Annotated in this window: 18 protein-coding genes; 7 read left to right on the forward strand and 11 right to left on the reverse strand. The window is 61.1% G+C overall.

Features of this window, described 5'->3' with window-relative positions; translation table 11 throughout:
* Positions 1-117 precede the first annotated feature (117 nt).
* From mscK to B2S33_RS07095, 5 genes are all read right to left on the reverse strand, one after another.
* Entirely contained in the window at positions 118-3,426 is a 3,309-nt protein-coding gene (mscK, locus tag B2S33_RS07075; protein WP_104926594.1) for a mechanosensitive channel MscK, read from the reverse strand.
* 35 nt (positions 3,427-3,461) lie between these two features.
* Complete coding sequence (locus B2S33_RS07080) at positions 3,462-5,204, reverse strand: potassium/proton antiporter (RefSeq protein ID WP_023532459.1); 1,743 nt, start codon at positions 5,202-5,204, stop codon at positions 3,462-3,464.
* 193 nt (positions 5,205-5,397) lie between these two features.
* A complete protein-coding gene (choV, locus tag B2S33_RS07085) occupies positions 5,398-6,576 on the reverse strand; it encodes a choline ABC transporter ATP-binding protein (RefSeq protein ID WP_027913544.1) in 1,179 nt (392 codons plus the stop codon).
* Positions 6,573-7,421, reverse strand: a complete 849-nt coding sequence (choW, locus tag B2S33_RS07090; protein ID WP_173645905.1) for a choline ABC transporter permease subunit — start codon at positions 7,419-7,421, stop codon at positions 6,573-6,575. Before choW ends, choV begins: the two co-directional genes overlap by 4 nt.
* Positions 7,422-7,503: 82 nt before the next feature.
* On the reverse strand, positions 7,504-8,451 hold the full coding sequence (locus tag B2S33_RS07095) for a choline ABC transporter substrate-binding protein (RefSeq protein ID WP_027913545.1): 948 nt from the start codon (positions 8,449-8,451) through the stop codon (positions 7,504-7,506).
* Positions 8,452-8,891: 440 nt separating this feature from the next.
* Between B2S33_RS07095 and B2S33_RS07100 the strand changes: the two genes are divergently transcribed.
* Entirely contained in the window at positions 8,892-10,268 is a 1,377-nt protein-coding gene (locus B2S33_RS07100; protein ID WP_104926593.1) for an L-serine ammonia-lyase, read from the forward strand.
* Positions 10,269-10,715: 447 nt separating this feature from the next.
* Complete coding sequence (locus B2S33_RS07105) at positions 10,716-11,822, forward strand: GlxA family transcriptional regulator (RefSeq protein WP_023532694.1); 1,107 nt, start codon at positions 10,716-10,718, stop codon at positions 11,820-11,822.
* 94 nt (positions 11,823-11,916) lie between these two features.
* Here the strand turns inward: B2S33_RS07105 and B2S33_RS07110 are convergent, their stop codons facing one another.
* Complete coding sequence (locus B2S33_RS07110) at positions 11,917-12,174, reverse strand: hypothetical protein (RefSeq protein WP_027913547.1); 258 nt, start codon at positions 12,172-12,174, stop codon at positions 11,917-11,919.
* 421 nt (positions 12,175-12,595) lie between these two features.
* Here B2S33_RS07110 and B2S33_RS07115 point away from each other — a divergent pair, with 421 nt between their 5' ends.
* On the forward strand, positions 12,596-14,488 hold the full coding sequence (locus B2S33_RS07115) for a reprolysin-like metallopeptidase (protein ID WP_140174952.1): 1,893 nt from the start codon (positions 12,596-12,598) through the stop codon (positions 14,486-14,488).
* Positions 14,489-14,662: 174 nt separating this feature from the next.
* Here the strand turns inward: B2S33_RS07115 and B2S33_RS07120 are convergent, their stop codons facing one another.
* The 4 genes from B2S33_RS07120 to choX all read right to left on the reverse strand — a co-directional run bounded on the left by B2S33_RS07120 (position 14,663) and on the right by choX (position 18,091).
* Positions 14,663-15,148 carry a thioesterase family protein gene (locus B2S33_RS07120; RefSeq protein WP_027913549.1) on the reverse strand — a complete coding sequence of 162 codons (486 nt, stop codon included), beginning with the start codon at positions 15,146-15,148 and terminating at the stop codon, positions 14,663-14,665.
* Between the two features lie 10 nt (positions 15,149-15,158).
* Entirely contained in the window at positions 15,159-16,124 is a 966-nt protein-coding gene (locus B2S33_RS07125) for an L-carnitine dehydrogenase (RefSeq protein WP_288650098.1), read from the reverse strand.
* Positions 16,125-16,142: 18 nt separating this feature from the next.
* A complete protein-coding gene (locus B2S33_RS07130; protein WP_028686664.1) occupies positions 16,143-17,027 on the reverse strand; it encodes a 3-keto-5-aminohexanoate cleavage protein in 885 nt (294 codons plus the stop codon).
* Between the two features lie 119 nt (positions 17,028-17,146).
* Positions 17,147-18,091, reverse strand: coding sequence for a choline ABC transporter substrate-binding protein (gene choX, locus B2S33_RS07135; protein ID WP_028686663.1), 945 nt, complete (start codon positions 18,089-18,091; stop codon positions 17,147-17,149).
* A 142-nt stretch (positions 18,092-18,233) separates the two neighbouring features.
* Here choX and B2S33_RS07140 point away from each other — a divergent pair, with 142 nt between their 5' ends.
* Positions 18,234-19,190 carry a GlxA family transcriptional regulator gene (locus B2S33_RS07140; RefSeq protein ID WP_027913553.1) on the forward strand — a complete coding sequence of 319 codons (957 nt, stop codon included), beginning with the start codon at positions 18,234-18,236 and terminating at the stop codon, positions 19,188-19,190.
* Between the two features lie 88 nt (positions 19,191-19,278).
* Here the strand turns inward: B2S33_RS07140 and B2S33_RS07145 are convergent, their stop codons facing one another.
* Positions 19,279-19,680, reverse strand: coding sequence for a lysozyme inhibitor LprI family protein (locus tag B2S33_RS07145; protein WP_288650100.1), 402 nt, complete (start codon positions 19,678-19,680; stop codon positions 19,279-19,281).
* Positions 19,681-19,965: 285 nt separating this feature from the next.
* Here B2S33_RS07145 and B2S33_RS07150 point away from each other — a divergent pair, with 285 nt between their 5' ends.
* The 3 genes from B2S33_RS07150 to dgcA all read left to right on the forward strand — a co-directional run bounded on the left by B2S33_RS07150 (position 19,966) and on the right by dgcA (position 23,626).
* Complete coding sequence (locus B2S33_RS07150) at positions 19,966-20,943, forward strand: dipeptidase (protein ID WP_023532386.1); 978 nt, start codon at positions 19,966-19,968, stop codon at positions 20,941-20,943.
* Positions 20,944-21,019: 76 nt separating this feature from the next.
* Positions 21,020-21,550: a DUF5943 domain-containing protein gene (locus B2S33_RS07155; RefSeq protein WP_023532428.1), complete on the forward strand. Its 531-nt coding sequence runs from the start codon at positions 21,020-21,022 to the stop codon at positions 21,548-21,550.
* A 15-nt stretch (positions 21,551-21,565) separates the two neighbouring features.
* Positions 21,566-23,626 (forward strand): dimethylglycine demethylation protein DgcA, encoded by a 2,061-nt coding sequence (dgcA, locus tag B2S33_RS07160; protein WP_027913555.1) that lies wholly within the window; start codon positions 21,566-21,568, stop codon positions 23,624-23,626.
* Positions 23,627-23,777 lie beyond the last annotated feature (151 nt).

The raw sequence follows: 23,777 nt of genomic DNA on the forward strand, positions 1-23,777 counted from the left end.
CTGCTCCTGAGTCGAGGTGGCAAGCGGCCGCTGCGTGGCCCTGTGCGGGCGGACCGGCCGTGAGCGAGGGCCAGGCCCTCGCGGGTTGAACGGGCGTCTCTGCCCTATGGAGTCCAATCACACCGGTTGAGTGCCATCGGATTTGGGCGAGTCCATCGGTATCAACTGTTGTTTGCCGGCTTTGGGGTCCATCAGGAACACCTCGACCTGGCGTACGGAGATCTTGATATCGTGCGCCTTGAACTCCCGGTTGATGTAGCGATTGATCTCGTCCAGCGTCGGGTTGCGATCACCCAGGTCACGGACGTGCATGCGCAGTTCGTGGTCCAGTGAGCTTTCGCCGAATTGCAGGAAGTACACCAGAGGTTCCGGGTCCTTGAGCACCCGCGGGTTCTCATGCGCACCCTTGAGCAGCAGGTCGCGTACCAGGTCCAGGTCCGAGCCGTAGTCGATGCCCAGTTTCAGGGTCACGCGGGTAACGGTATCGGTGAGCGACCAGTTGATCAGTTGCCCGGTGATGAACGTCTTGTTGGGGACGATGATGTCCTTGCGGTCGAAGTCGGTGATGGTGGTGGCGCGGATGCGGATCTTGCTCACCGTGCCCGACAAGTTGCCGATGGTGATGGTGTCGCCGATACGCACCGGGCGTTCGAACAGGATCATGATGCCCGAAATGAAGTTGGCGAAGATTTCCTGCATGCCGAAACCCAGGCCTACCGACAGCGCGGCGACCAGCCACTGCAGCTTGTCCCAGCTGACCCCCAGGGTGGAGAGGGTACTGACGATGCCGACGCCGACGATGGTGTAGGACAGCAGCGTGGTGGTGGCGTAAGCACTGCCTTGGGCCAGATTAAGCCGCGACAGTACCAGCACCTCCAGCAGGCCGGGCAAGTTGCCGGCCAGGGCGAAGGTAATGCCCACGATCACCAGTGCGCCGAGCAGGTCACCGAGGCTGATGGGGACCATGCTCGCCGCAGCGCCCGTACCGCTGGTGTATTCGTACAACACGAAGTTGTTGAGGTAGGCGAATACCGAGAGCAGGTCCGACCACACCCAGTACAGGCCGGCGATGAAGCCACCGAGCAGGGCCAGGCGGATAAGGCGCAGGGACTGCTGATTGACCTGTTCGATGTCCAGCGTCGGTTCTTCGACGACGACTTCGCCATCGAGCCCTTCCTTGGCTGCAGCCCGCTTGCTGAGCGCGCGCTGGTAGGCCAGGCGTCGGGCGGCCACGGAAAGCCCGCGTACGAATGCCGCCTCGATCACCAGCCAGAACAGCAGCAGGTAGAGGGTGTAGATCAGGCGGTCGGTGAGTTTCAGCGCCGTGTAGTAGTAGCCGAAGCACACGGCGATGAACAGGGCGATGGGCAAGGCCGTGAAGGCCACGCCCACTGCTTTGCGAAACAGCGAGGTGTCGCGGTGGGCAGGGCTGCTCAGCAACAGGCGGCTGAGCAACCAGGCCATCAGTGCGTAGCAGGTCAGCACAACGCCAATCCCCAGCACGTCGTCGGCCAGCGCCGAGGGCTGGTGCTCGGCCACCGCCACCACCCCCACCAGTGCCAGCACCACAGTGCCCAGCCGCCGAACCCAGCCGCGCAAGAACTCCACTTGGGGCTTGTACCAGCGGAAGTGAATCTCGGCCACCCCGCCAGGCGAGAGGATGCGGTAGGCCGTATAGAACACCAGCCAGGCCTGGGCCAGTTGCCACAGTGCCGCGCCAAGGTTGGCGTTCTGCCCGCGGGCGTCGATCTGCAGGGCGTAGCTGCACAGCGCCAGGCCCAGGCTCACCGGCATCGCCAGCAGGATGTTGATCAAGATCGCCTGCGGGGTGTGCCACTGGCTGTCGCGACGGAAATGGCCGATGTCCTGGTGCACCTTGCCCAGGCGCTGGTACAGGTACTTGCGTCGCCACAGCAACGCGCCGATCACCAGCAACAGCGGCAGGAACAGCAATGGGCGCTGGCTCAACCCGTCAGCCAGCTCCTTGAGGCCCGAGCTCCACGGCAGGTCCGCCACCTGGTCGGCCAGGCGTTGCGGCACATAGGCCAGCCAGTCCCAGTCCAACGGCTTGTTGCTGGGTATCCAGAACATCTGCTCGTCCAGCGTGGTGCGCAGGCTTTGGGCAGTGCCCAGCAGCTGCTTCTGGTTCAGTTGCAGGGTAATGGATTCGTTGAGCAGCGCCGACAGCTCCCGGTTCAGGCGTTCGAGCAAGTCGCTGCGGGTGATGGCCACTTCCAGCAATGCCTTGCGCAATTGGGGGGTGACGGTTTCGGGGGGCTGTGCAGCCAGCAGTTTGTCCACGTAGCTGACCGGGCTGCTCATCTGCTCGCGCTGCTGATTGACTTCGAACTGATACAGGCGCGTGTCGGCGATCTGGTCAGCCAGGTCACGGTCGAGCTTGAGGTGCGGCAGAGTCTGTTTCTGTTTGTACAGGATCTTGGACAGCAGCAGGCTGCCCTTGAGTACGCTGATCTGCTCGTCCAGCGCCTGATCGGCCTGGGTCAGGGTGTCGAGCTGCTGCTTGGTCCGCAGGTTCTGCTGGGTCAGTTCGTTGAGCCGGTCGGTGCTTCTGAGCAGGTAGTCGGACAGCTTGAGGTTGGCCGCGCTTTCGGTGGCCAGCAGGCTGCTGCCGCCGGCTTTCTGGGCTTCGATCGACTGCTGCGTGACGGTTTCCTGGGACTGGGCCAGGCGTTTGTCGTTGATCAGGGTCTGCAGGTCCTGGATTTCCTGCTCCAGGCGTGCCGTGCGCTCGATCAGCAGGTCATGGCGGGCATTGCCCAGGTCCTGCAGCACGCTGTTGCCGGCCAGCTCCTGGCGGCGTAATTGGGTGAGGGCGTTGAGCGAGGCCAGTTCGGCGTTGAGCTGGTTGCGCAGGTCGGCGCTGATGGGCTTGCCCGCATCCTTGCCGCTTTTGAGGATGCTGTTGATCTGCTGGGCCCGCGCCTGGCTGCTGCTGATCTCGGACTGAGCCCGTTCGGGACGGGTCTGCGAATTGATGATCAGGCTGTTGGCTTCGGACAGCGCCTTTTGCAGCTCGCCTTGCTGGGTGGTGCGTTCACTGAGCATCTGCTCGAGCTGCGGCACGCCAAGGCTGGCGTAGCGCTGGGCCACCGACTGCACCGAGCTCTGCTTGAGCCTTGCCAGCTCTTTCTGGCTGTCGCTGGTTTCCTTGGGCGCGCTGGCCAGCTGCTGCTTGAGGGCGGTCAGCTTGCGTTCGTTGTCTTCCTTGCTGGCCAGCAGGCTGAGGGTTTGCTCGAGCACTTGCTGCAGGGCCTTCTGATCGGCTTCGGGCAGCTTGCGCTCGGCGATCTTGTCCAGGCTTTCCTGGACGCTGGCGGTGGTGGGGGCTTCAGCGGCGGCGACCGCCAGGGGAAGGCAAAGGCACAGCCCGAGCAGGGCTGTGCGAAGGTGCAGGCGAAAGGACATAGGCAGACTACTTGTGGATCAGGCAGAAACGAAGTTTAGAGGAACAATCCTGGTCCTGGTCGCGATCCTTCCGGGAATCTGACGCCCACTTTCTGAATCTTGTTCCCGTCCATGGTCGCCACGGTCCAGATCGTGCCATGCCATTCGACCTGGTCGCCTACCACTGGCGCGCCTCCGACCTTCTGTCGGATGAACTGCGCCAGCGGCATGTGGGCATCCTGGCTGTCGACGTTGAGGCCGTAGAGCGACGCCACGGCGCCGAGCTCGGCATCGCCTTCGAGCACGAAGTCGCCGAAGAAGCGCAGGTCCAGGCCGCGTTGGGGCGCCTGGCTGAAGAGTTTGCCCAGTGCAGGCAGGTTGTGCTCATGCCCAATCACGCACAGCATGTCGTCCACTTCCAGCACGGTACTGCCCGAAGGGTGCAGCAGCTGTTCGCCACGGAACAGTGCGGCGATGCGCGTACCCTCTGGCATCTTCAGCTCCCTGAGCGCCGCTCCAATGCACCACTTTTCGGCGCCCAGGCGGTAGACGAACATCTCCCATTCGCTGGTGATGTGCACTTCCAGTGCCGAGCGAGAGATGGGCGCCGGGTCTGGCGGCACCGTCACCTTGAGCAGTTTGGCCATCCAGGGCAGGCTGGTGCCCTGCACCAGCAGCGAAACCAGGACGATGAAGAACGCCAGGTTGAAGAACAGCTGGGCGTCCGGCAGGCCGGCCATCAGCGGGAATACCGCCAGGATGATGGGCACGGCGCCGCGCAGGCCTACCCAGGAAATGAAGGCTTTCTCGCGGTCGTGGAACGCCTTGAAGGGGAGCAGTGCGGCAACGACCGACAACGGGCGTGCGATCAGAATCATCCACAGGGCAAGGCCCAGTGCCGGCAGGGCGATAGGCAGCAGGTCGTGAGGCGTCACCAACAGGCCCAGCACCAGGAACATCCCGATCTGGGCCAGCCACGCCATGCCGTCGAGCATGTGCAGAATGCCGTGCCGGCTGCGGATCGGCTTGTTGCCCAGCACCAGCCCGCACAGGTAGACCGCAAGGAAACCACTGCCGTGCAAAGCGTTGGTCAGCGAGAAGACCACCAGCCCACCGGCCACGACCAGAATCGGGTAAAGGCCGCCTGCCAAGTTGATGCGGTTGACCAACTGCAGCATCACCCAGCCGCCGCCCAGCCCCAGCAACCCGCCGATGCCGAACTCGCGCAACAGGTGGCCCAGCAGGCTCCAGTGCAGCCCGGTCTGGCCACTGGCGATCATGTCGATGAGGGTCACGGTGAGGAACACCGCCATCGGGTCGTTGCTACCCGATTCGATTTCCAGTGTGGCGGTGACCCGTTCGTTCAGGCCTTTACCGCCCAGCAGTGAGAAGACCGCTGCGGCATCGGTGGAGCCCACGATGGCGCCAATCAGCAGGCCCTGGATCAGGCTCAGGTCGAACAACCAGGCCGCCACCATGCCGGTCAGCGCCGTGGTGATCATGACCCCGACCGTTGCCAGCGAAAGCGCCGGCCACAAGGCGACCCGGAAGCTTGCCACCCGCGTGCGCAAACCACCGTCGAGCAGGATCACGGCAAGCGCGAGGTTGCCCACCAGGTAGGCGGTTGGGTAGTTGTTGAAAATGATGCCACCCCCGTCCACGCCAGCGATCATGCCGACGGCCAGGATGATGACCAGAATCGGGATGCCAAGCCGCGACGACAGCGAACTGACCAGGATGCTTGCCCCCACCAGCAATGCGCCGATCAGGAACAGGCTATTGATGGTACTGGCATCCAAAGGCAGGTACTCCGGGACAACGAGGAGGGAAGACGTGATAGCGCGGATTCGGTGTTTGCTAGCAGGTCGCGTGCCAACCGATTCTAACCTGATGAATTGGCAGCCTGTAAAGCGTTTCTGAAGATGTAGGCAAGCCAGCCCGCAGCGCGCGCCGCCTTTAAAGAAGAGGGCCGCGAATGCGGCCCTCGTGCAATCAACCGTGGTTCTTGCCCAGCAAGGCGTGATAAAGCTCGGTGTCTCCCAGAATCCCCACGACTTTGTCGTTTTCCTGCAGCACCAGCTTGTTGCCGGTCTGGTAGCGAATCTGCAGTGCCTCACGCATGCCGATATCGGCATGCACCAGGGTTGGCCTGCGGCTCAGGCCTTCCACTGACTGCCCTGGCGCCCAGTTCTGCATCTCCAGCCCGTTCTGGCCTTGCCGTGCACGCTTGATCGAATTGCCTTCACCCAAGTCCAGCCACGAATCGCCACCGGGGTCCAGGCAGACCGAGCCGTTGACGCGCTTGCAGTTGTCGAGCGAGCGCATCAGGCTGCGTCCGCACAGTACGTTCAGCGGATTGGTATGGGCCACGAAGGTGCGCACGTATTCATCGGCCGGGTTGAGCACGATTTCCTCGGGCTTGCTGTACTGGATGATCCGGCCGTCCTTCATGATCGCGATCCGGCTGCCCAGCTTGAGCGCCTCGTCCAGGTCGTGGCTGACGAAGACGATGGTCTTGTTCAGCTGGCTCTGCAGGGTCAGCAATTCGTCCTGAAGGCCTTGGCGAATCAAGGGGTCCAGGGCCGAGAACGGTTCGTCCATCAGCAGGATGTCGGCATCCATGGCCAGCGCGCGTGCCAGGCCGACGCGCTGTTGCATGCCGCCGGACAATTCATCGGGCTTCTTGTTGCGCCACTGTGCCAGGCCTACCAGTTCGAGCTTTTCGTCGACCAGCTTGCGACGCTCCTTCTCGGGGCGGCCCTGCATTTCGAGGCCGAAGCTGATGTTCTCGCGCACCGTGAGCCAAGGCATCAGGGCGAACTTCTGGAACACCATGGCGATACGCTTGGTGCGCATCATCTTCAGTTCAGCCGGGGTGCAGTGGGCGATATCGATGTGCTTGCCTTCGTGCTCCACGAACAGCTTGCCGCGGCTCACGGTGTTCAGCCCGTTGATACAGCGCAGCAGGCTGGACTTGCCCGAACCGGAAAGGCCCATGAGCACGCAGATCTCGCCTTTCTGGATGTCCAGGTTGGCTTTCTCGACGCCAACCACAAGCCCGGTCTGCTTGAGAATCTCTTCGCGGGTCTTGCCCTGGTCCAGCAGCGACAGCGCTTCGCGTGGCTTGTTGGAGAAGATGACGTCGACGTCTTCGAATCGAATGATACTCATGCTTCACTCCTGGCCGGCAGCTCCGGTTGCTTGCAGATACGGTCGAGCATGATCGCCAGCAGCACGATTGCCAGGCCCGCTTCGAAGCCCAAGGAAATATCGGCGGTGTTCAGTGCGTTGACCACGGGTTTGCCCAGGCCGTCGGCGCCCACCAGGGCGGCGATCACCACCATCGACAGCGACAGCATGATGCATTGGGTGACGCCTGCGGCGATGCTCGGCATCGCATGGGGCAGTTCGATACGGGTGAGCAGTTGACGGCGCGAGCAGCCAAAAGCCTTGCCGGCGTCCATCAGTTCCTGGGGCACATCGCAGATACCCAGGTAGGTCAGGCGGATGGGGGCGGCGATGGCGAATACCACCGTCGAGATCAACCCAGGCACCACGCCCAGGCCGAACAGGGTAAGGGTAGGGATCAGGTAGACGAAGGTGGGGACCGTCTGCATCAGGTCGAGCACCGGCCGCATGGCGGTGTAGAACATCGGCTTGTGTGCGGCGACGATACCCAGCGGCACGCCGATGGCCACGCAGACCACGGTGGCGAAACTGACCTGGGCCAGGGTTTCCATGGTTTCCTGCCAGTAGCCCAGGTTGAGGATCAGCAGAAAGGACACTGCGACGAAGGCGGTCAATGCCCACTTGCGCTGGATCAGGTGCGCCAGGGCAGCGAATAGCGCGATGAGCACGAGCGGGTTGAACCAGGTCAGGGTACTGGTGACCCCATGGATCATGAACTCCAGGCCTTGGGCGATGGCGTCGAAATAATTCGCGCCGTGCTGGGTCAGCCACTCGACGAACGAGGACATGTACTGGCCCAGGGGTATTTTCTGATCGATAAGCATGATAGCGAGCTTCCACCTGCGTAGATTGAAATCAACCCGGGGCGGGCACGGTCCTGCCCCGAGGTAGCGCTACTGCGTAGTTCGGTTATTGCGTCAGCTTGGCCTTGGCCGCCTCGAGACCAGGTTTGCCATCCACGGTGGTCACGCCTGCCAGCCAGGTGTCCAGCTTGCCAGGATTGTCCTTGAGCCATTTGCGCGCGGCGGCGTCGGGCTTCATCTTGTCGTCCAGGACATAGCCCATCATGGTGCTTTCGTCCTTGAGCTCGAACGACAGGTTCTTCAACAGTTGGCCGACGTTGCTGCATTCCTGCGCATACCCCTTGCGGGTATTGGTGTACACCGTCGCCTTGCCGAAATCGGGGCCGAAGAACTCGTCCCCACCGGTCAGGTACTGCATCTTGAACCGAGTGTTCATCGGGTGCGGCTCCCACCCCAGGAACACGATGGCTTCGCCACGTTTCTGCGAGCGATCCACCTGGGACAGCATGCCGGCCTCGCTGGACTGGACGATCTTGAAGCCGGCGTCCTTCAGGCCGAAGGCGTTCTTGTCGATCATGCTCTGGATGGTGCGGTTGCCATCATTGCCCGGCTCGATCCCGTAGATCTTGCCGCCTAGCTCATCCTTGAACTTGGGAATGTCGCTGAAATCCTTCAAGCCCTTGTCGTACAGGGCTTGCGGTACTGCCAGCGTGTATTTGGCGTTTTCCAGGTTGGCGCGCAGGGTTTCGACCGTACCGGCGTCGCGGTACTGCTTGATGTCGTTCTCCATGGTCGGCATCCAGTTGCCGAGAAACACGTCCAGGTCCTTGCCGGCCGCCAGCGACTTGTAGGTCACCGGCACCGAGATCATGGTGGTGTGCGTCTTGTAGCCCAAGGCGTCGAGCACAGCGCTGGTGGTGGCCGTGGTTACCGTGATGTCGGTCCAGCCGACATCCGAAAACCGCACCGTCTGGCACTGCTCGGGTTCTGCAGCCTGGGCCAGTACCGATGCGGACAGCAACGCGACCAGCAATAACGAGGGTGAACCTTTCATGGGTGGACTCCTGTGATTTTGTCTTCGGGTTCGCGTGGTTCGTCGGACGTTCTGAGGGTCCGATCGATCAGGCCTGCAGAGGGCAGGTTGCGTGGCCGTGCTTTACGAGTCGCTTTCGATAATCCTCCAGCGCCGAGCAATCGCCTACTGGTGGAGTCGTATCCAGTACGCAACGGGTCGCATCCAGTATGGGCAATGTCGCTTATGGGTTCTTCTACCCATCCTGCCGCTTTTTTGCGTCACCAAGGCGCCGGAAAGCGGCGCGCTGGGCCTGCAAAACAGGCGGCGCGGCTGGACAAGACTACGTCGGTTGCAGACGGCGAGCAGGGTGGCAAAAGCCCGATGATGCGTGCATTGAAGGCGGCCTGCAGTTCAGCCTAGCAGCTGCCCCGCCCTGCGCATTGCGCGCACAGACAAGCCCAGCAAGAGGTGATTCGACAATGGCCATCAGCGTGTTCGACCTGTTCAAGATCGGTGTCGGGCCTTCCAGCTCGCACACCGTCGGCCCCATGCGTGCCGGTGCCCTGTTTGTCCAAGGGCTGCGCGAGCGCGGCGAGCTGGAACAGGTAAAGCGGATCGAGGTGCGCCTGTATGGTTCGCTGTCGGCTACCGGCATCGGCCATGGGACCGACAACGCCACCATCATGGGGCTGATGGGCGAATGGCCAGACGCCATCGACCCTACCCAGATCGTCCCGCGTATTGCCGACCTGCGTGAAACCCAGGTGCTCAAGCTCGATAACCGCCTGCCCATCGACTTCATCTGGGCCCGTGACATGCTGCTGCTCGAGGAGAACCTGCCATACCACCCGAACGCCATGACCCTTGTGGCAGAAGGCGAGCAGGGCGAAATTCACCGCGATACCTACTACTCGGTCGGCGGTGGCTTCGTGGTCGATGCCGCCCAGGCCGCCAGTGGCGTGCTGGACGCCGACCAGACCGTGCTGCCTTACGATTTCAACAGCGCGGCTGAACTGTTGCGCCTGTGCAAGCAAAACGACCTGAGCGTGTCGCAATTGATGATGGCCAATGAACGGGTCTGGCGCAGCGAGGCGGAGATTCGCGCCGGCCTGCACACGCTTTGGGATGCCATGCAGGAGTGCGTCAACAATGGGCTCAAGTACGAAGGCACGCTTCCGGGCGGGCTGAACGTGCGCCGCCGTGCTGCCAAGCTGCACCGCAGCCTGCAGGAGATCGGCAAGCCCAACGTGATCGGCTCGACCATGAGCGCCATGGAGTGGGTCAACTTGTTCGCCTTGGCCGTGAACGAAGAGAACGCCGCAGGCGGGCGCATGGTCACCGCGCCTACCAACGGCGCGGCCGGCATCATTCCGGCGGTGCTGCACTACTACATGCGGTTCAGCGACGAGGTGGACGAGTCCAGCGTGGTCGATTTCTTCCTCGCAGCCGCCGCCGTGGGCATCCTGTGCAAGAAGAACGCCTCGATCTCAGGTGCCGAAGTGGGCTGTCAGGGTGAGGTAGGCTCGGCATGTGCCATGGCCGCGGCAGGGCTTGCCCAAGTACTGGGTGCTACCCCGCCCCAGGTTGAAAACGCAGCCGAAATTGCCTTGGAACACAATTTGGGCCTGACCTGCGACCCGGTAGGTGGTTTGGTGCAGGTGCCCTGCATCGAGCGCAATGCGATTGCTGCGGTGAAGGCCATCAACGCCGTGCAGATGGCGTTGCGCGGTGATGGCGAGCATTTCATCTCCCTCGACCAGGTGATCCGCACCATGCGTGATACAGGTGCCGACATGCACGACAAGTACAAGGAAACCTCGCGCGGCGGCCTTGCCGTCAGCGCCATCGAGTGCTGAGGCACTTCTTCGATCTGCAGTGTCATCGGCGCGTAATCGGCGTTGGCACTGCGCTCATCATAACGGTGCAAAGCACCACCTCGTGACCTTAAAACGTGCAAGACGATGCCTACCGTCAGTCGGATGTCGTGATCGGTGCAGGCATTGTCGGTGACACTCAAGAGTGTCGTTTCTGGGCAACTTGGGGACCACGTGTCACCAAAGTGCTCAGGGGTTACACGCATACCGCCTAGAACGCCTGTTTGAGCGCTGTAACAGACTTGTAGGAAAGTCCTGATTTTGATGACTGAGTAGGTCGTTTTCAGGTTTTTTCGGATAGCCGTTCAATTTCAGGCACGGCGTTTGCGTAGTGATAGACAACCAAGCCCCGTGGACGACCCCGGGGCAATAACAAGAAATCAGTGCCCGCCTGAGGCACACCCTGCATTTGTGTGAGGAGAAATCGCGATGACGTCGTACACCTCCGGGAATCCAACCCAGAACCGCACAACCCCCCAGTCCATCGGGTTTCTTCTCCTGGACAATTTCACGCTCATTTCCCTGGCGTCGGCGGTCGAGCCCCTGCGCATGGCCAACCAGCTGTCCGGCCGTGAGCTGTACCGCTGGCATACCCTGACCGTCGATGGCGGCCAGGTCTGGGCCAGTGACGGCCTGCAGATCACCCCCGATGCCGCCATGCACAGCGCGCCCCCCATGGACACGGTCATCGTCTGTGGCGGTGTGGGTATCCAGCGTACCGTGACACGTGAGCACGTGACCTGGCTGCAAGCCCAGGCTCGCCAATCGCGCCGCCTTGGAGCGGTGTGCACCGGCAGCTGGGCACTGGCCTGTGCCGGCCTGCTCGACGGCTTCGATTGCAGCGTGCACTGGGAGTGCCTGGCGGCCATGCAGGAGGCCTACCCACGGGTCAACATGAGCACCCGCCTGTTCACCCTCGACCGCAACCGCTTCACCAGCTCTGGCGGCACTGCGCCGTTGGACATGATGTTGCACTTGATCAGCCGCGATCATGGTCGGGAGTTGTCGGCGGCCATTTCCGAGATGTTCGTCTACGAGCGCATCCGTAACGAGCAGGATCACCAGCGCGTACCGCTCAAGCACATGCTGGGCACCAACCAGCCGAAACTGCAGGAAATCGTCGCGCTGATGGAAGCCAACCTCGAGGAGCCGATCGACCTGGACGAGCTCGCCGTCTACGTATCGGTGTCGCGTCGGCAGCTTGAGCGTCTTTTCCAGAAGTACCTGCACTGTTCGCCTTCGCGCTACTACCTCAAGCTGCGTCTGATACGCGCACGTCAGCTGCTCAAGCAGACGCCGATGTCGATCATCGAGGTGGCGTCGGTCTGCGGCTTCGTGTCCACGCCACACTTCTCCAAGTGTTACCGCGAGTACTTCGGCATTCCACCGCGCGATGAGCGTGTTGGCTCCAATACGACCCAGCAGGTGGCGATGATGCCGATTCCACAAGCCATCACCCTGTCGCCCCACAGCGGTCCCATGGCGGCATTGAGTCAGGCGCGTAATGAGTCGACGTTTGCCAGTGTGAGGCTCTAAGGGTCCGGGGCGGCGTCTCAACCCACTCGCCGGCATGGCGCGGCCCCTGTAGGGGCCGGCTTGCCGACGATCACGCCTGCATCGCAGCGTTTGCTCAGGTGCGGTTATTGAATTGCGCCAAGGCTGGCAGCAGCTGTTTATCAATCGCCTGCCGCACGGCCGGTAACAAGGTGGCGCTGCCCGCGTACATCTGCTCGACCATCCCCTTGAGCGCCCGCGCGTTTGGTTCGGTGAGCCCGCGTACCACGGCCTCACATGCCTGCTCGGCACTGGCACCGGCCGGAATCTCGAACCCGCGTGCTCGCAGGTGGCCCGCCAGGTCGTCTTGATCAATCAAATCGGCATGCATCATGGCTGTTGTCCCTTTTATCGCATAGAGAGTGCTGCAGTGATCACGACCGATTCTGTGACGCCGCCGTCATGCTCGCAACCTCGAAAGGGCGGGGTGGCTGCTTTGGCTATGAACAGGTCGTTTCCGGCTAAATCCGCTGCCCAGGAACTGCGCACACTCTAGTCATCTACCGAAGCGGAGGGTTTGGTCACCCTCACTCGTGCACAGTGGATGTTGCTCGCTCTTGGCCCCGGACGCTCACGGCTTTCCGGGGTTTTTTTGTTTCTTGCCTCGCACAGCGCAGGCGTGCTGATACAAAACTAACCGCACCCTAGGCCTAGACGTTCGTTCAGGCGTATCTTCAGGCCTGATAAATTTGCCAGTTTACCGAGACTAGAAACCAGGCAGTAATTAGGCTTCAAGTGCCTTTGGAGCGTGAGCGATGAAATGCAGAGCCTGGTTTATTTCGATGGTGTTGTTTTTAACGGCGTGTTCAGGGCTGCCTGCACCAGATCGACAGGTGGACGCCTCTTCCGCTCAGCCGCTTTTTGACATGGCTAAGTCAAAAAACATGCAGGCCCTCAAACAGAGCAAGCGGACGTATCGCTTATTGAATGACGTGCTGAAAGATCCCGCCACAGAGGAGGTGCAGTGGGTGGATGTGGATGCTTCATTGATCAACGAAGCCACCAAAACGTTAAGTGTACGGTTGGCGCAAGGCAAGGCCATTACATTTCGGTTGCGGCGCAGCGATCCGCCCGCCCCGGGCATGGTGGGTTGGGTGGGGGACTCAGTGGCTGAGTTAGAGAAGAACGCGGACACGGACATTGATTTCAACCCATTGACCTGGATCTCGATAGTGCGAGACGGCGAGCAGCTGGCGGGCGCTATTCACATTGAGGGCGTGTCTTATGATTTGCACTATGTTGGGGCCGGGCAGCATGTAGTGGTCAAAGTCGACGAGGCCAAGCGGCCCTTTGAACAGGCAACTGATCTGGAGCACCTCCAGCAATATGCTGTCGCTGGCAAGGCCCCGCGCGCTGCCTCCAGCACGATCCGCGTGCTGTTTTTCGCAACCAATGAACAACGTGCCAAGAATCCGAGTTATCGCGCGACCATAGCCAGGGTAGTCCAGGATGCCAACCAGGTGATGATTAACTCACAGGTCCCGGTCACCGTCAGCATCGCGGGGTTCATAGAGCTAGACTACGCAGAGGGCGACAAGACCGGGGTTGAGCAATTCAAAGATTTCAGAACACCGGGGCGCGACCTGAATAATCAGGTGAGCCGCTGGCGCGACTATTTCTCTGCCGATGTGGTCACCCTTTACACCTCCTATCCGGGTACAGGTGGTGAAGCCGCTACCGGCGGGTATCTCATCGTCGGTGCAGTTGACGCCTTCGCTCACGAGATGGGGCACGTGCTGGGAGCTGGCCACGGGTGGAACGGGTCATCGGGGGGTTACCATCACGGTTATAAACGTGACAATCCGACATTCCACACACGTATGGTAACCACCTGGGGGTCCATACCTTATTTTTCTAACCCTAGGCTTTCTTATCAGGGCGTGCCTATAGGAACGATGGCACACCACGATGTGGCACGCACAATTAATGAAAACCGAGAGCGTGTTGAGAATACCTATGATCCCTTCCGGGGTGTCGAGCTCACCCTCTACAGTGGAACCAATCTCCAGGGCAGTTCGTGCCCAGTGAGTATTCGACTCACTAGCCCAGTCAACGTTGCGAGCCAATGCTCAGGCCAGGCGGTACGCTCTTTCAAGGTACGGGGGTATGAGGGGGGAGAGAAATTATGTTTCTACAATGGACCCGGTGATCGGCATGTCTGTTATCGCGGAGGGGCGTCATCTCCCCGAGAGTTCGTTGTGGTCGATATAGATAGTACCAATGTACCTCAAGGATTTGTCCGTACGTTCAAGGGGGGAGCGCTGGCAGGCCAAGTTGTTGATGCGCTGTACGGGAGTCACGGGGTACTCCTGTTCGCAGCAGCTGACTTCAAAAAACCGATTTGTGGGTTCAGCACGTATTTGGCCAATCATCTCATTGCTGATCTGCCAGGTTGTGTAAAGGGCGGAGGCTTGGCGCGATCTGCACGGGTCTTTAGTCAAGACGTGATCACCACCAATTATAAATGGTGTTTTTTTAACCAAGACCGCACCCGTACGTTGTGCTTCGAAGGAGAGGTAAGGGGAAGATTTGATATCGCCAATTTCGACTCTACGCGGGGTATTCCACCCACTCTTAAAAGAACTCAATCTGGTAGTTATATGAATGGAAATGTCCACCGGTTTCAGAAGAGCATCGTACCCAAATGACCATTCAATGGCACCCTGCGTAACGCTGCATTAATGCCCAACCGTTAGGGTTGTGTGCGTTTAGCAGGCAAAGGCTTGATGGATACTCAAGTTTACGCGCTGTAGCAGGAAAAGCCCGCTTCTGGCACGGCCTGCCGCCTCGCCGCGGCATGGCCTATGCCAGCCCTTCATGCGTCATTGGGCATTGTTGCCATTTGGTAACTGGATGGTTTTGCCCACGTGCTCAGGCTTGTGTACGTCTCGTTGCTGTGCGGTCACCCGCTCCAGGCCTTGCAGTGTTCGTGAACTAAAAGGTGTCGACCTCGGACCTGCTATGTCCACGTGCAGTAACAGTTGTTCGCTCGCAGCCAAGATTTCTTCAAGACCGTGCCGATGCAGACTGTGATAAACATGCAGACGTTTTTGATCAAAGCCGATGATTTGGGTCTGCACCCATACCTCAGTATCGAGTTTTACCTCCTGCAGGTAGTTAATGTGCGCCTCCAGGGTAAACAGCGAATGACCGTTCCGTCCACGGCTGTCGGCATCCAGCCCGATCTGCTCCATCAGCGCATCGGTGGCATAGCTGAAGATCAACAGATAGAAGGCATCGCGCAGATGCCCGTTGTAGTCGACCCAGTCTGCTTTGACTGGGGTGCGATAGGTGATCAGTGCAGGCATCGTGCTCTCCTCATTCGCTGAACGGCATGCCGTGTCTGGCTTTGCTGATCTTTACCGCTTCCAGCACCGCCAGCAGTGAGTCATCCCGGTAGCGTTCCAGCGCGGCGATGCTGCGATCACCCAATTGCTGCGACGTACCTTCCACCACATCGTCGATCAGCTTGTCGGTCAGCTCAGGCGCCGGAAGGTAGGTCCACGGCAGCTTCAATGCCGGCCCGAATTGCGACATGAAGTGGCGCATGCCGGCATCGCCCCCCGCCAGGGTATAGGTCAGGAAGGTGCCCATGAACGACCAGCGCAGGCCCGCGCCAAAGCGGATGGCGTCGTCGATTTCACCGGTGGTGGCGACTCCGTCGTTGACCAGGTGCAGCGCCTCGCGCCACAGCGCTTCGAGCAAACGGTCGGCGATGAAACCGGGGACTTCCTTGCGCACGTGCAGCGGGCGCATGCCAAGGGCGGTATAGACGGTGCTGGCCGCCTCGACGGCCTGCGGCGCGGTCCGCATGCCGCCGACGATCTCGACCAACGGCAGCAGGTACACCGGGTTGAAAGGATGCCCCACCACACAGCGCTCAGGGTGGAAGGCCGAGGCGTAGAACTCGCTGGGCAACAAGCCCGACGTGCTGCTGGCAATGATCGCATCGGGTTTGGCAGCGGCACTGATCCGTGCATGCAGGTCGAGTTTCAGGTCCAACCGCTCAGGCGCGCTTTCCTGGATGAAATCAGCGTCGCACACGCACGCTTCAACGGTGTCGACAAAGGCCAGTCGGGCTTGTGACGCGCCCGGCGCAAGGCCCTGTTTCTCCAAGGCAGGCCACGCGTTGGCGATGCGTTTGCGCAGGGCCTGTTCGGCGCCTGGCGCCGGGTCCCAGGCGACCACGTCCAGCCCGTGGGCAAGGGCGCGTGCAACCCAGCCGCTGCCGATCACGCCGCTGCCTAACGCCGCGAATGTCTTGATGTCAGTGATGAAAGTCATGCGGGTCTCCAGAAGCGATCAGCGACGGTTCAGGTTCATCTTTGCCCGGCCTTCGGCGGGGCTCAGCACACGGGCGCCCAGGCGTGAAATGATCTCTACCGCGCGCTCGACCAACTGGCCGTTGCTGGCCAGTACGCCACGGTCCAGGTACAGGTTGTCTTCCAGGCCGACCCGCACGTTGCCGCCGAGCAACACGGCCTGTGCGGCCATGGGCATCTGCATGCGGCCGATGCCAAACCCGGCCCAGGTCGCATTGGCGGGCAGGTTGTCGACCATGGCTTTCATGGTGGTGGTATCAGCGGGTGCGCCCCACGGGATTCCCAGGCACAGCTGGAACAAGGGGTTGTCGAGCAGGCCCTCTTTGATCATTTGCTTGGCGAACCACAGGTGGCCGGTATCGAAGATTTCCAGCTCTGCCTTGACCCCCAGTTCCGTGATGCGCCGGGCACCGGCGCGTAGTTGCGCGGGCGTGGAAACGTAGATGGAATTGCCGTCACCGAAGTTGAGAGTGCCGCAGTCCAGGGTGCAGATTTCCGGTAACAACGCCTCGACGTGGGCCAGGCGTTCGAGCGGGCCGATCAGGTCAGTGCCCTGTCCGAATGCCATGGGGTTTTCATCGGGCCCGATTTCCAGGTCGCCGCCCATGCCGGCGGTGAGGTTGACGATGATGTCCACGTCGGCTTCGCGAATACGCTCCATGACTTCGCGGTACAGGGCCACATCACGGCTGAAGCGGCCCGTTTGCGGGTCGCGTACATGGCAGTGCACCACGGTGGCGCCGGCCTTGGCGGCTTCCACGGCCGCTGCGGCGATCTGCTTGGGTGTGACTGGGACCAGATGGCTCTTCGAGGCGGTGTCGCCGGCGCCGGTCAGGGCGCACGTGATGATGACGTCGTGGTTCATAAGGGATCCTGTGCGATCTGTTGTGGGCTTTTCGCCGGCAAGCCGGCCCCTGCAAGGTCCTGGACGAACCTCGGTGTGCAGGGAGCTGTAGGGGCCGGCTTGTTGGTGATGGGGCGGTATCAGTTGGCGGTAAGCTTGAGGTTGTCGGCGGCCGGCTTGCCATCGAAGGTGGTCACCCCCTCAAGCCAGCGGGCCTTGTCCTCGGGGTGATCCTTGAGCCATTGGCGCGCCGATTCCAGCGCGTCCTTGTGGTCGAGCAGTGGCTGCATCATGCGGCTCTCGTCTTCGGCACTGAAGCTCAGATTGGCCAGCAGGCGGTTGGCATTGGGGCAGCGCGCTGCGTAATCGGGCGCGGTTACGGTCCACACCGTCGCGCGACCTTCGTCAGGGCCGAGCGCATCCTGGCTATCGCCGAGGTAAACCATGTCGATGTTCACGTTCATGGGGTGTGGGGTCCAGCCGAAGAACACCACGGCTTCCTTGCGCCGTACTGCGCGGTCCACGGCGGCCAGCATGCCCGCTTCGCTGGACTCGACCAGCTGGAACTTGCCTAGGCCGAACTGGTTCTTGGCGATCATGGCCTTTATTTGGGTGTTGGCACCGGAACCCGGCTCGATGCCATAGAGCTTGCCGCCCAGTTCCTTCTCGAATTTGTGTATGTCGGCGAAGGTGCGCAGCCCCTTGTCCGCCAGGTACCTGGGCACTGCCAACGTGGCCCGGGCGTCTTCGAGGCTGGCTTTGTCCATGACTTTGACCTGCCCGGCCTCGATGAAGGGAGTGATGGTCTGGGTCATAATCGGGTTCCAGTACCCCAGGAACATGTCCAGGCGTTTGTCGCGAATGCCAGCGAAGATGATCTGCTGCGACGCGCTGGTTTGCTTGGTGGTGTAACCCAGGCCATCGAACAATGCCTGAGCGATGGCGCTTGTCGCGATCACATCGGTCCAGTTGACCACGCCCAGACGGACATTCTTGCAGGCAGCGGCATCGGCTGCGTAAAGCGAGGGGGTAACAAGGCTGGTCAGGGCCAAGGTCAACAGGCTGCGGCGGATCAAGCTGTGCATGGTGGCTCTCCATCGGCAGTACAGATTGTTATGGTGGCGGTCTCTGCGGACCGTGTGAACACGCTACGCTGGTGGCACTATTGAAAATCGCACGCCGGCGACCAACATTTGCACGCAGGCGACCTGTTCTCTGGAGCACGCCATGGCGCAGATCATCCACTTCCTGTTATTGCCCGGTTTCTCGGCCATGGGGTTCATCAGTGCCCTGGAGCCCCTGCGCGTGGCCAATAGGTTCAAAGCCCAGGCGTACCACTGGCAGGTGTTGAGCCTGGATGGGAGCGCCGTGAACGCCAGCAATGGCATGTCGGTCAATGCCGACGCAGCGCTGGGTGCGCAAACGCCCTGCGGTACGTTGCTGATCGTGGCAGGCTTCGAACCCCTGCGCTGCTACGCCCCCAAGCTCCAGCAAAGCCTGCGACGCCTGGCTCACGAGGGTGGCATGCTAGGCGGGATCGATACTGGTGCTGTGGTGCTGGCCGAGGCAGGCTTGCTCGATGGCCATCGTGCGACCGTACACTGGGAGGCGCTGGATGCGTTCAGGGAAAACTACCCCAGCCTGCAGGCCACCCAGGAGCTGTTCGAAATTGACCGGCAACGCATTACCTGTGCGGGCGGCACCGCTTCAATCGACTTGATGCTCGATCTGATTGCCCAGGCCCATGGCGCCGAGCTCGCCGTGCAGGTTTCCGAGCAGTTCGTGTTGAGCCGTATTCGACCGCGCCAAGATCATCAACGCATGCAGATCGCTGCACGCTATGGCATCAGCAACCGCAAGCTGGTGCAGGTGATCGGTGAGATGGAAAAGCACACCGAACACCCCCTTGGCACAACGGAACTGGCCGCGCGCGCGATGATCACCCGTCGCCAGATGGAGCGCCTGTTCAGGTTGCACCTCAACGACACCCCCAGCGGCTTTTACCTCGGCCTGCGCCTGGACAAGGCTTGCCAGTTGTTGCGCCAAACCCAGATGACGATCACCCAGGTCAGCGTGGCATGCGGTTTTGAACTGCCGTCGTACTTCACCCGACGTTACAAGCGCCGCTTCGGGCGCTGCCCGCGCGAGGAGCGAAGGGTCGTGAAGCCGTCACCGCCGAATTAGCCCTGCAAAATGTCGTTGCCCACACGTTGGAGCTTGAGGTTGGTGCGATGAATAAGCCGCAAACTTTTCCTGACCAGGCAGTCTCGCGCTACTGTTGCAGAATCGATTGCAGGTACTCGGACCGATCATCGGTGCGTTGCGCCATGCAGGTGTCCCAGGCGGCCTGGTAAGCTTTGCCGTTGGTTGGCAGGGTGAGGGTTTCCACCTTGCAATCGGCATCGCGAAGCTGCGTCCACAGCCCCTGAGCCTGCTTCAAGCGCTCGATCATTGTTGCTGCAACGCTGCCTTTGTCGTCGAACGCGTCATGAACGCGCTGGAGAAGTTCGTCATAGGCCGATTTCAGCTCCCGTTCGGAGGCTTGCTTGTTAAACGCTGCGCAGGCGTGGGCTTGCGCCTCGGTCTCGACGTTGTCGCACGGGGTATTTTCTTCCTCACCGGCCTGGGCTGCGGCCACCACGACCAGCAGTACCATCCCTGCCATCGCTTTCATTCGTTGTTTCCTCCACCGGCTGACGAATCCTGACGATTCTCGCGCACTCTCGGCGCGTACGGTATCACCTGGGCAGATTGTTCATCAAAGGGCCCTCGATGGTCGTTATCGAGACTGTGTCTCATCGCCGCAGGCCGCGCCAGAGGCCGGCTTGTCGCGCATTGACGCTTTCGGCAAACCCCCTGTCGTTTTTGCATCGGGGCGCCTCGGGGCACAGGCATATGCTGGCCCCAAAGCGCCGGCACAAGGTTTGGCGCCAGCCCATTCAATAAAAGGGGACGCCTGATGAGCCCAGCCGAATTACACGCCGACAGCATCGTCATCGATGGCCTGATCATCGCCAAGTGGAACCGCGAGCTGTTCGAAGATATGCGCAAAGGAGGCCTTACCGCCGCCAACTGCACCGTGTCGGTTTGGGAAGGTTTCAAGGCAACCGTCGACCAGATCGCTGCAAGCCAGAAACTGATCCGCGAGAACAGCGACCTGGTGATGCCCGTGCGCACCACGGCCGACATTCGCAAGGCCAAGGAACTGGGCAAGACCGGTATCCTCTTCGGCTTCCAGAACGCCCATGCCTTCGAAGACCAGATCGGTTATGTGGAGGTGTTCAAGCAGCTGGGCGTGGGCATCGTGCAGATGTGTTACAACACCCAGAACCTGGTAGGCACTGGCTGCTACGAGCGTGACGGCGGCCTGTCGGGCTTTGGTCGCGAAATCGTTGCCGAAATGAATCGCGTCGGCATCATGTGCGACTTGTCCCACGTCGGCTCCAAAACCTCCGAGGAAGTCATCCTCGAATCGAAAAAGCCGGTGTGCTACTCCCACTGCCTGCCATCGGGCCTTAAAGAGCACCCGCGCAACAAGTCCGATGAAGAACTGAAGTTCATCGCCGACCACGGTGGTTTCGTTGGCGTGACCATGTTTGCACCGTTCCTGGCCAAGGGTATCGACTCGACCATCGACGACTATGCCGAGGCCATCGAGTACACCATGAACATCGTAGGTGAAGATGCCATCGGCATCGGCACCGACTTCACCCAGGGTCACGGCAAGGAATTCTTCGAATACCTCACCCACGACAAGGGCTACGCCCGTCGCCTGACCAACTTCGGCAAGATCATCAACCCGCTGGGCATTCGCACCGTGGGCGAGTTCCCCAACCTCACCGAAACCTTGCTCAAGCGTGGCCACTCCGAGCGCGTGGTTCGCAAGATCATGGGCGAGAACTGGGTCAACGTATTGAAAGACGTCTGGGGCGAATAAGCCGCTCTCAAGCTTCGAGCCCCTGCCAGCAACGCCGGGGCTACCCAATAAAAATTTTTTCTGGAGTTGAGTTTCCATGGCCAAGATCGCCCCGCAATTGCCAATCGAAGTCGACAGCGAGACCGGTGTCTGGACCAGCGACGCCTTGCCGATGCTGTACGTGCCACGCCATTTCTTCGTCAACAACCACATGGGCATCGAAGAAGTACTGGGCGCCGACAAGTACGCCGACATTCTCTACAAGGCGGGTTACAAGTCGGCGTGGCACTGGTGCGAGAAAGAAGCCGAGTGCCATGGCCTGGAAGGGGTCGCGGTCTTCGAGCACTACATGAAGCGCCTGAGCCAGCGTGGCTGGGGGCTGTTCGAGATCCAGGACATCGACCTGGACAAGGGCACGTGCAGCGTCAAGCTCAAGCACTCGGCCTTCGTCTACGTCTATGGCAAGTGCGGCCGCAAGGTCGACTACATGTTCACTGGCTGGTTCGCCGGTGCCATGGACCAGATTCTCGCTGCCCGCGGCAGCTCGATCCGCACCGTTGCCGAGCAGGTGTACGGTGGATCGGAAGAAGGCCACGAAGATGGCCTGTTCGTAACGAAGCCGTTGTAAGCCGGAGATAGCGTCATGGCATTCGAAGCAATGTTCCAGCCGATCCAGATCGGCAAACTGACCGTCCGCAACCGCGTGCTCAGCACCGCGCACGCCGAGGTCTACGCCACTGACGGCGGCATGACGACCGACCGCTATGTGAAGTATTACGAAGAAAAGGCCAAGGGCGGCATCGGCCTGGCCATCTGCGGCGGCTCGTCCGTGGTGGCCATCGACAGCCCGCAGGAATGGTGGTCGTCGGTCAACCTGTCCACCGACCGTATCATTCCGCACTTCCAGAACCTGGCCGACGCCATGCACAAGCATGGCGCCAAGATCATGATTCAGATTACCCACATGGGGCGTCGCTCGCGCTGGGATGGTTTCAACTGGCCGACCCTGATGTCGCCCTCGGGCATCCGCGAACCGGTGCACCGTGCCACCTGCAAGACCATCGAGGTGGAAGAGATCTGGCGTGTGATCGGCAACTACGCGCAGGCAGCCCGCCGCGCCAAGGAAGGTGGCCTCGATGGCGTCGAGCTGTCGGCGGTGCACCAGCACATGATCGACCAGTTCTGGAGCCCGCGCGTCAACAAGCGTACCGACGAGTGGGGCGGCAGCTTCGAAGGCCGCATGAAGTTCGGTCTGGAAGTGCTCAAGGCCGTGCGTGCCGAAGTGGGCGACGACTTCTGCGTGGGCATGCGGATCTGCGGCGACGAGTTCCACCCCGATGGCCTCAGCCACGAAGACATGAAGCAGATCGCTGCCTATTACGATGGCACCGGCATGCTCGACTTCATCGGGGTAGTGGGCTCGGGTTGCGATACCCACAACACCCTGGCCAACGTCATCCCGAACATGAGCTACCCGCCAGAGCCGTTCCTGCACCTGGCAGCGGGCATCAAGGAAGTGGTCAAGGTCCCGGTCCTGCACGCGCAGAACATCAAGGACCCGAACCAGGCCACCCGGATTCTCGAAGGTGGTTATGTGGACATGGTCGGCATGACCCGTGCACACATGGCCGACCCCCACCTGATCGCCAAGATCAAGATGGGCCAGATCGACCAGATCAAGCAGTGCGTCGGCGCCAACTACTGCATCGACCGGCAGTACCAAGGCCTGGACGTGCTGTGCATCCAGAACGCCGCGACCTCGCGTGAGTACATGGGTGTGCCGCACATCATCGAGAAGACCACCGGCGCCAAGCGCAAGGTCGTCATCGTCGGTGCCGGCCCTGCAGGCATGGAGGCGGCGCGCGTGGCCGCCGAGCGTGGCCACGATGTGACCCTGTTCGAAAAACGCGACCAGATCGGCGGTCAGATCACCATCGCGGCCAAGGCGCCGCAACGTGACCAGATTGCTGGTATTACCCGCTGGTACCAATTGGAGTTGGCCCGCCTGAAGGTGGACCTGCGCCTGGGGACCGCGGCCGATGTAGACACCATTCAGGATCTGCGCCCGGACATCATCGTGCTGGCTGTGGGCGGGCATTCGTTCCTGGAGCAGAACGAACACTGGGGTGCGGCCGAAGGGCTGGTGGTCAGCAGCTGGGACGTGCTCGATGGCAAGGTCGCGCCCGGCAAGAACGTGCTGGTGTACGACACCATCTGCGAGTTCACCGGCATGTCGGTGGCCGACTTCATTGCCGACAAGGGTAGCCAGGTCGAGATCGTCACCGACGACATCAAGCCGGGTGTCGCCATGGGCGGCACCACCTTCCCGACCTACTACCGCAGCATGTACCCCAAGGAAGTGATCATGACCGGGGACATGATGCTGGAGAAAGTCTACCGCGAGGGCGACAAGCTGGTCGCTGTGTTGGAGAACGAGTACACCGGCGCCAAGGAAGAGCGGGTGGTCGATCAGGTGGTGGTGGAGAACGGTGTGCGTCCGGACGAGCAGCTGTACTACGCCCTCAAGGACGGTTCGCGCAACAAGGGCCAGATCGACGTGGAGGCGCTGTTCGCCATCAAGCCACAGCCGATCTTGAGCCAGCCAGGCGAAGGCTACCTGCTGTACCGCATCGGCGACTGTGTGGCCCAGCGTAACGTGCATGCGGCGATCTACGATGCCTTGCGTCTGTGCAAGGACTTCTGATCGCACCGCCTTTCTGAAAGCGGGACTGGCCCCCCTGTAGGAGCGGCCTTGTGCCGCGAAAGGGTCGCGAAGCGGCCCCAGCATTTGATCAGTACCACGGATGCTGGGGCTGCTTCATAGCCCTTTCGCAGCACCAGGCCGCTCCCGCAGG

The organism is Pseudomonas sp. UBA5568, from assembly GCF_002425525.1.
Taxonomy (GTDB): domain Bacteria; phylum Pseudomonadota; class Gammaproteobacteria; order Pseudomonadales; family Pseudomonadaceae; genus Aquipseudomonas; species Aquipseudomonas fulva.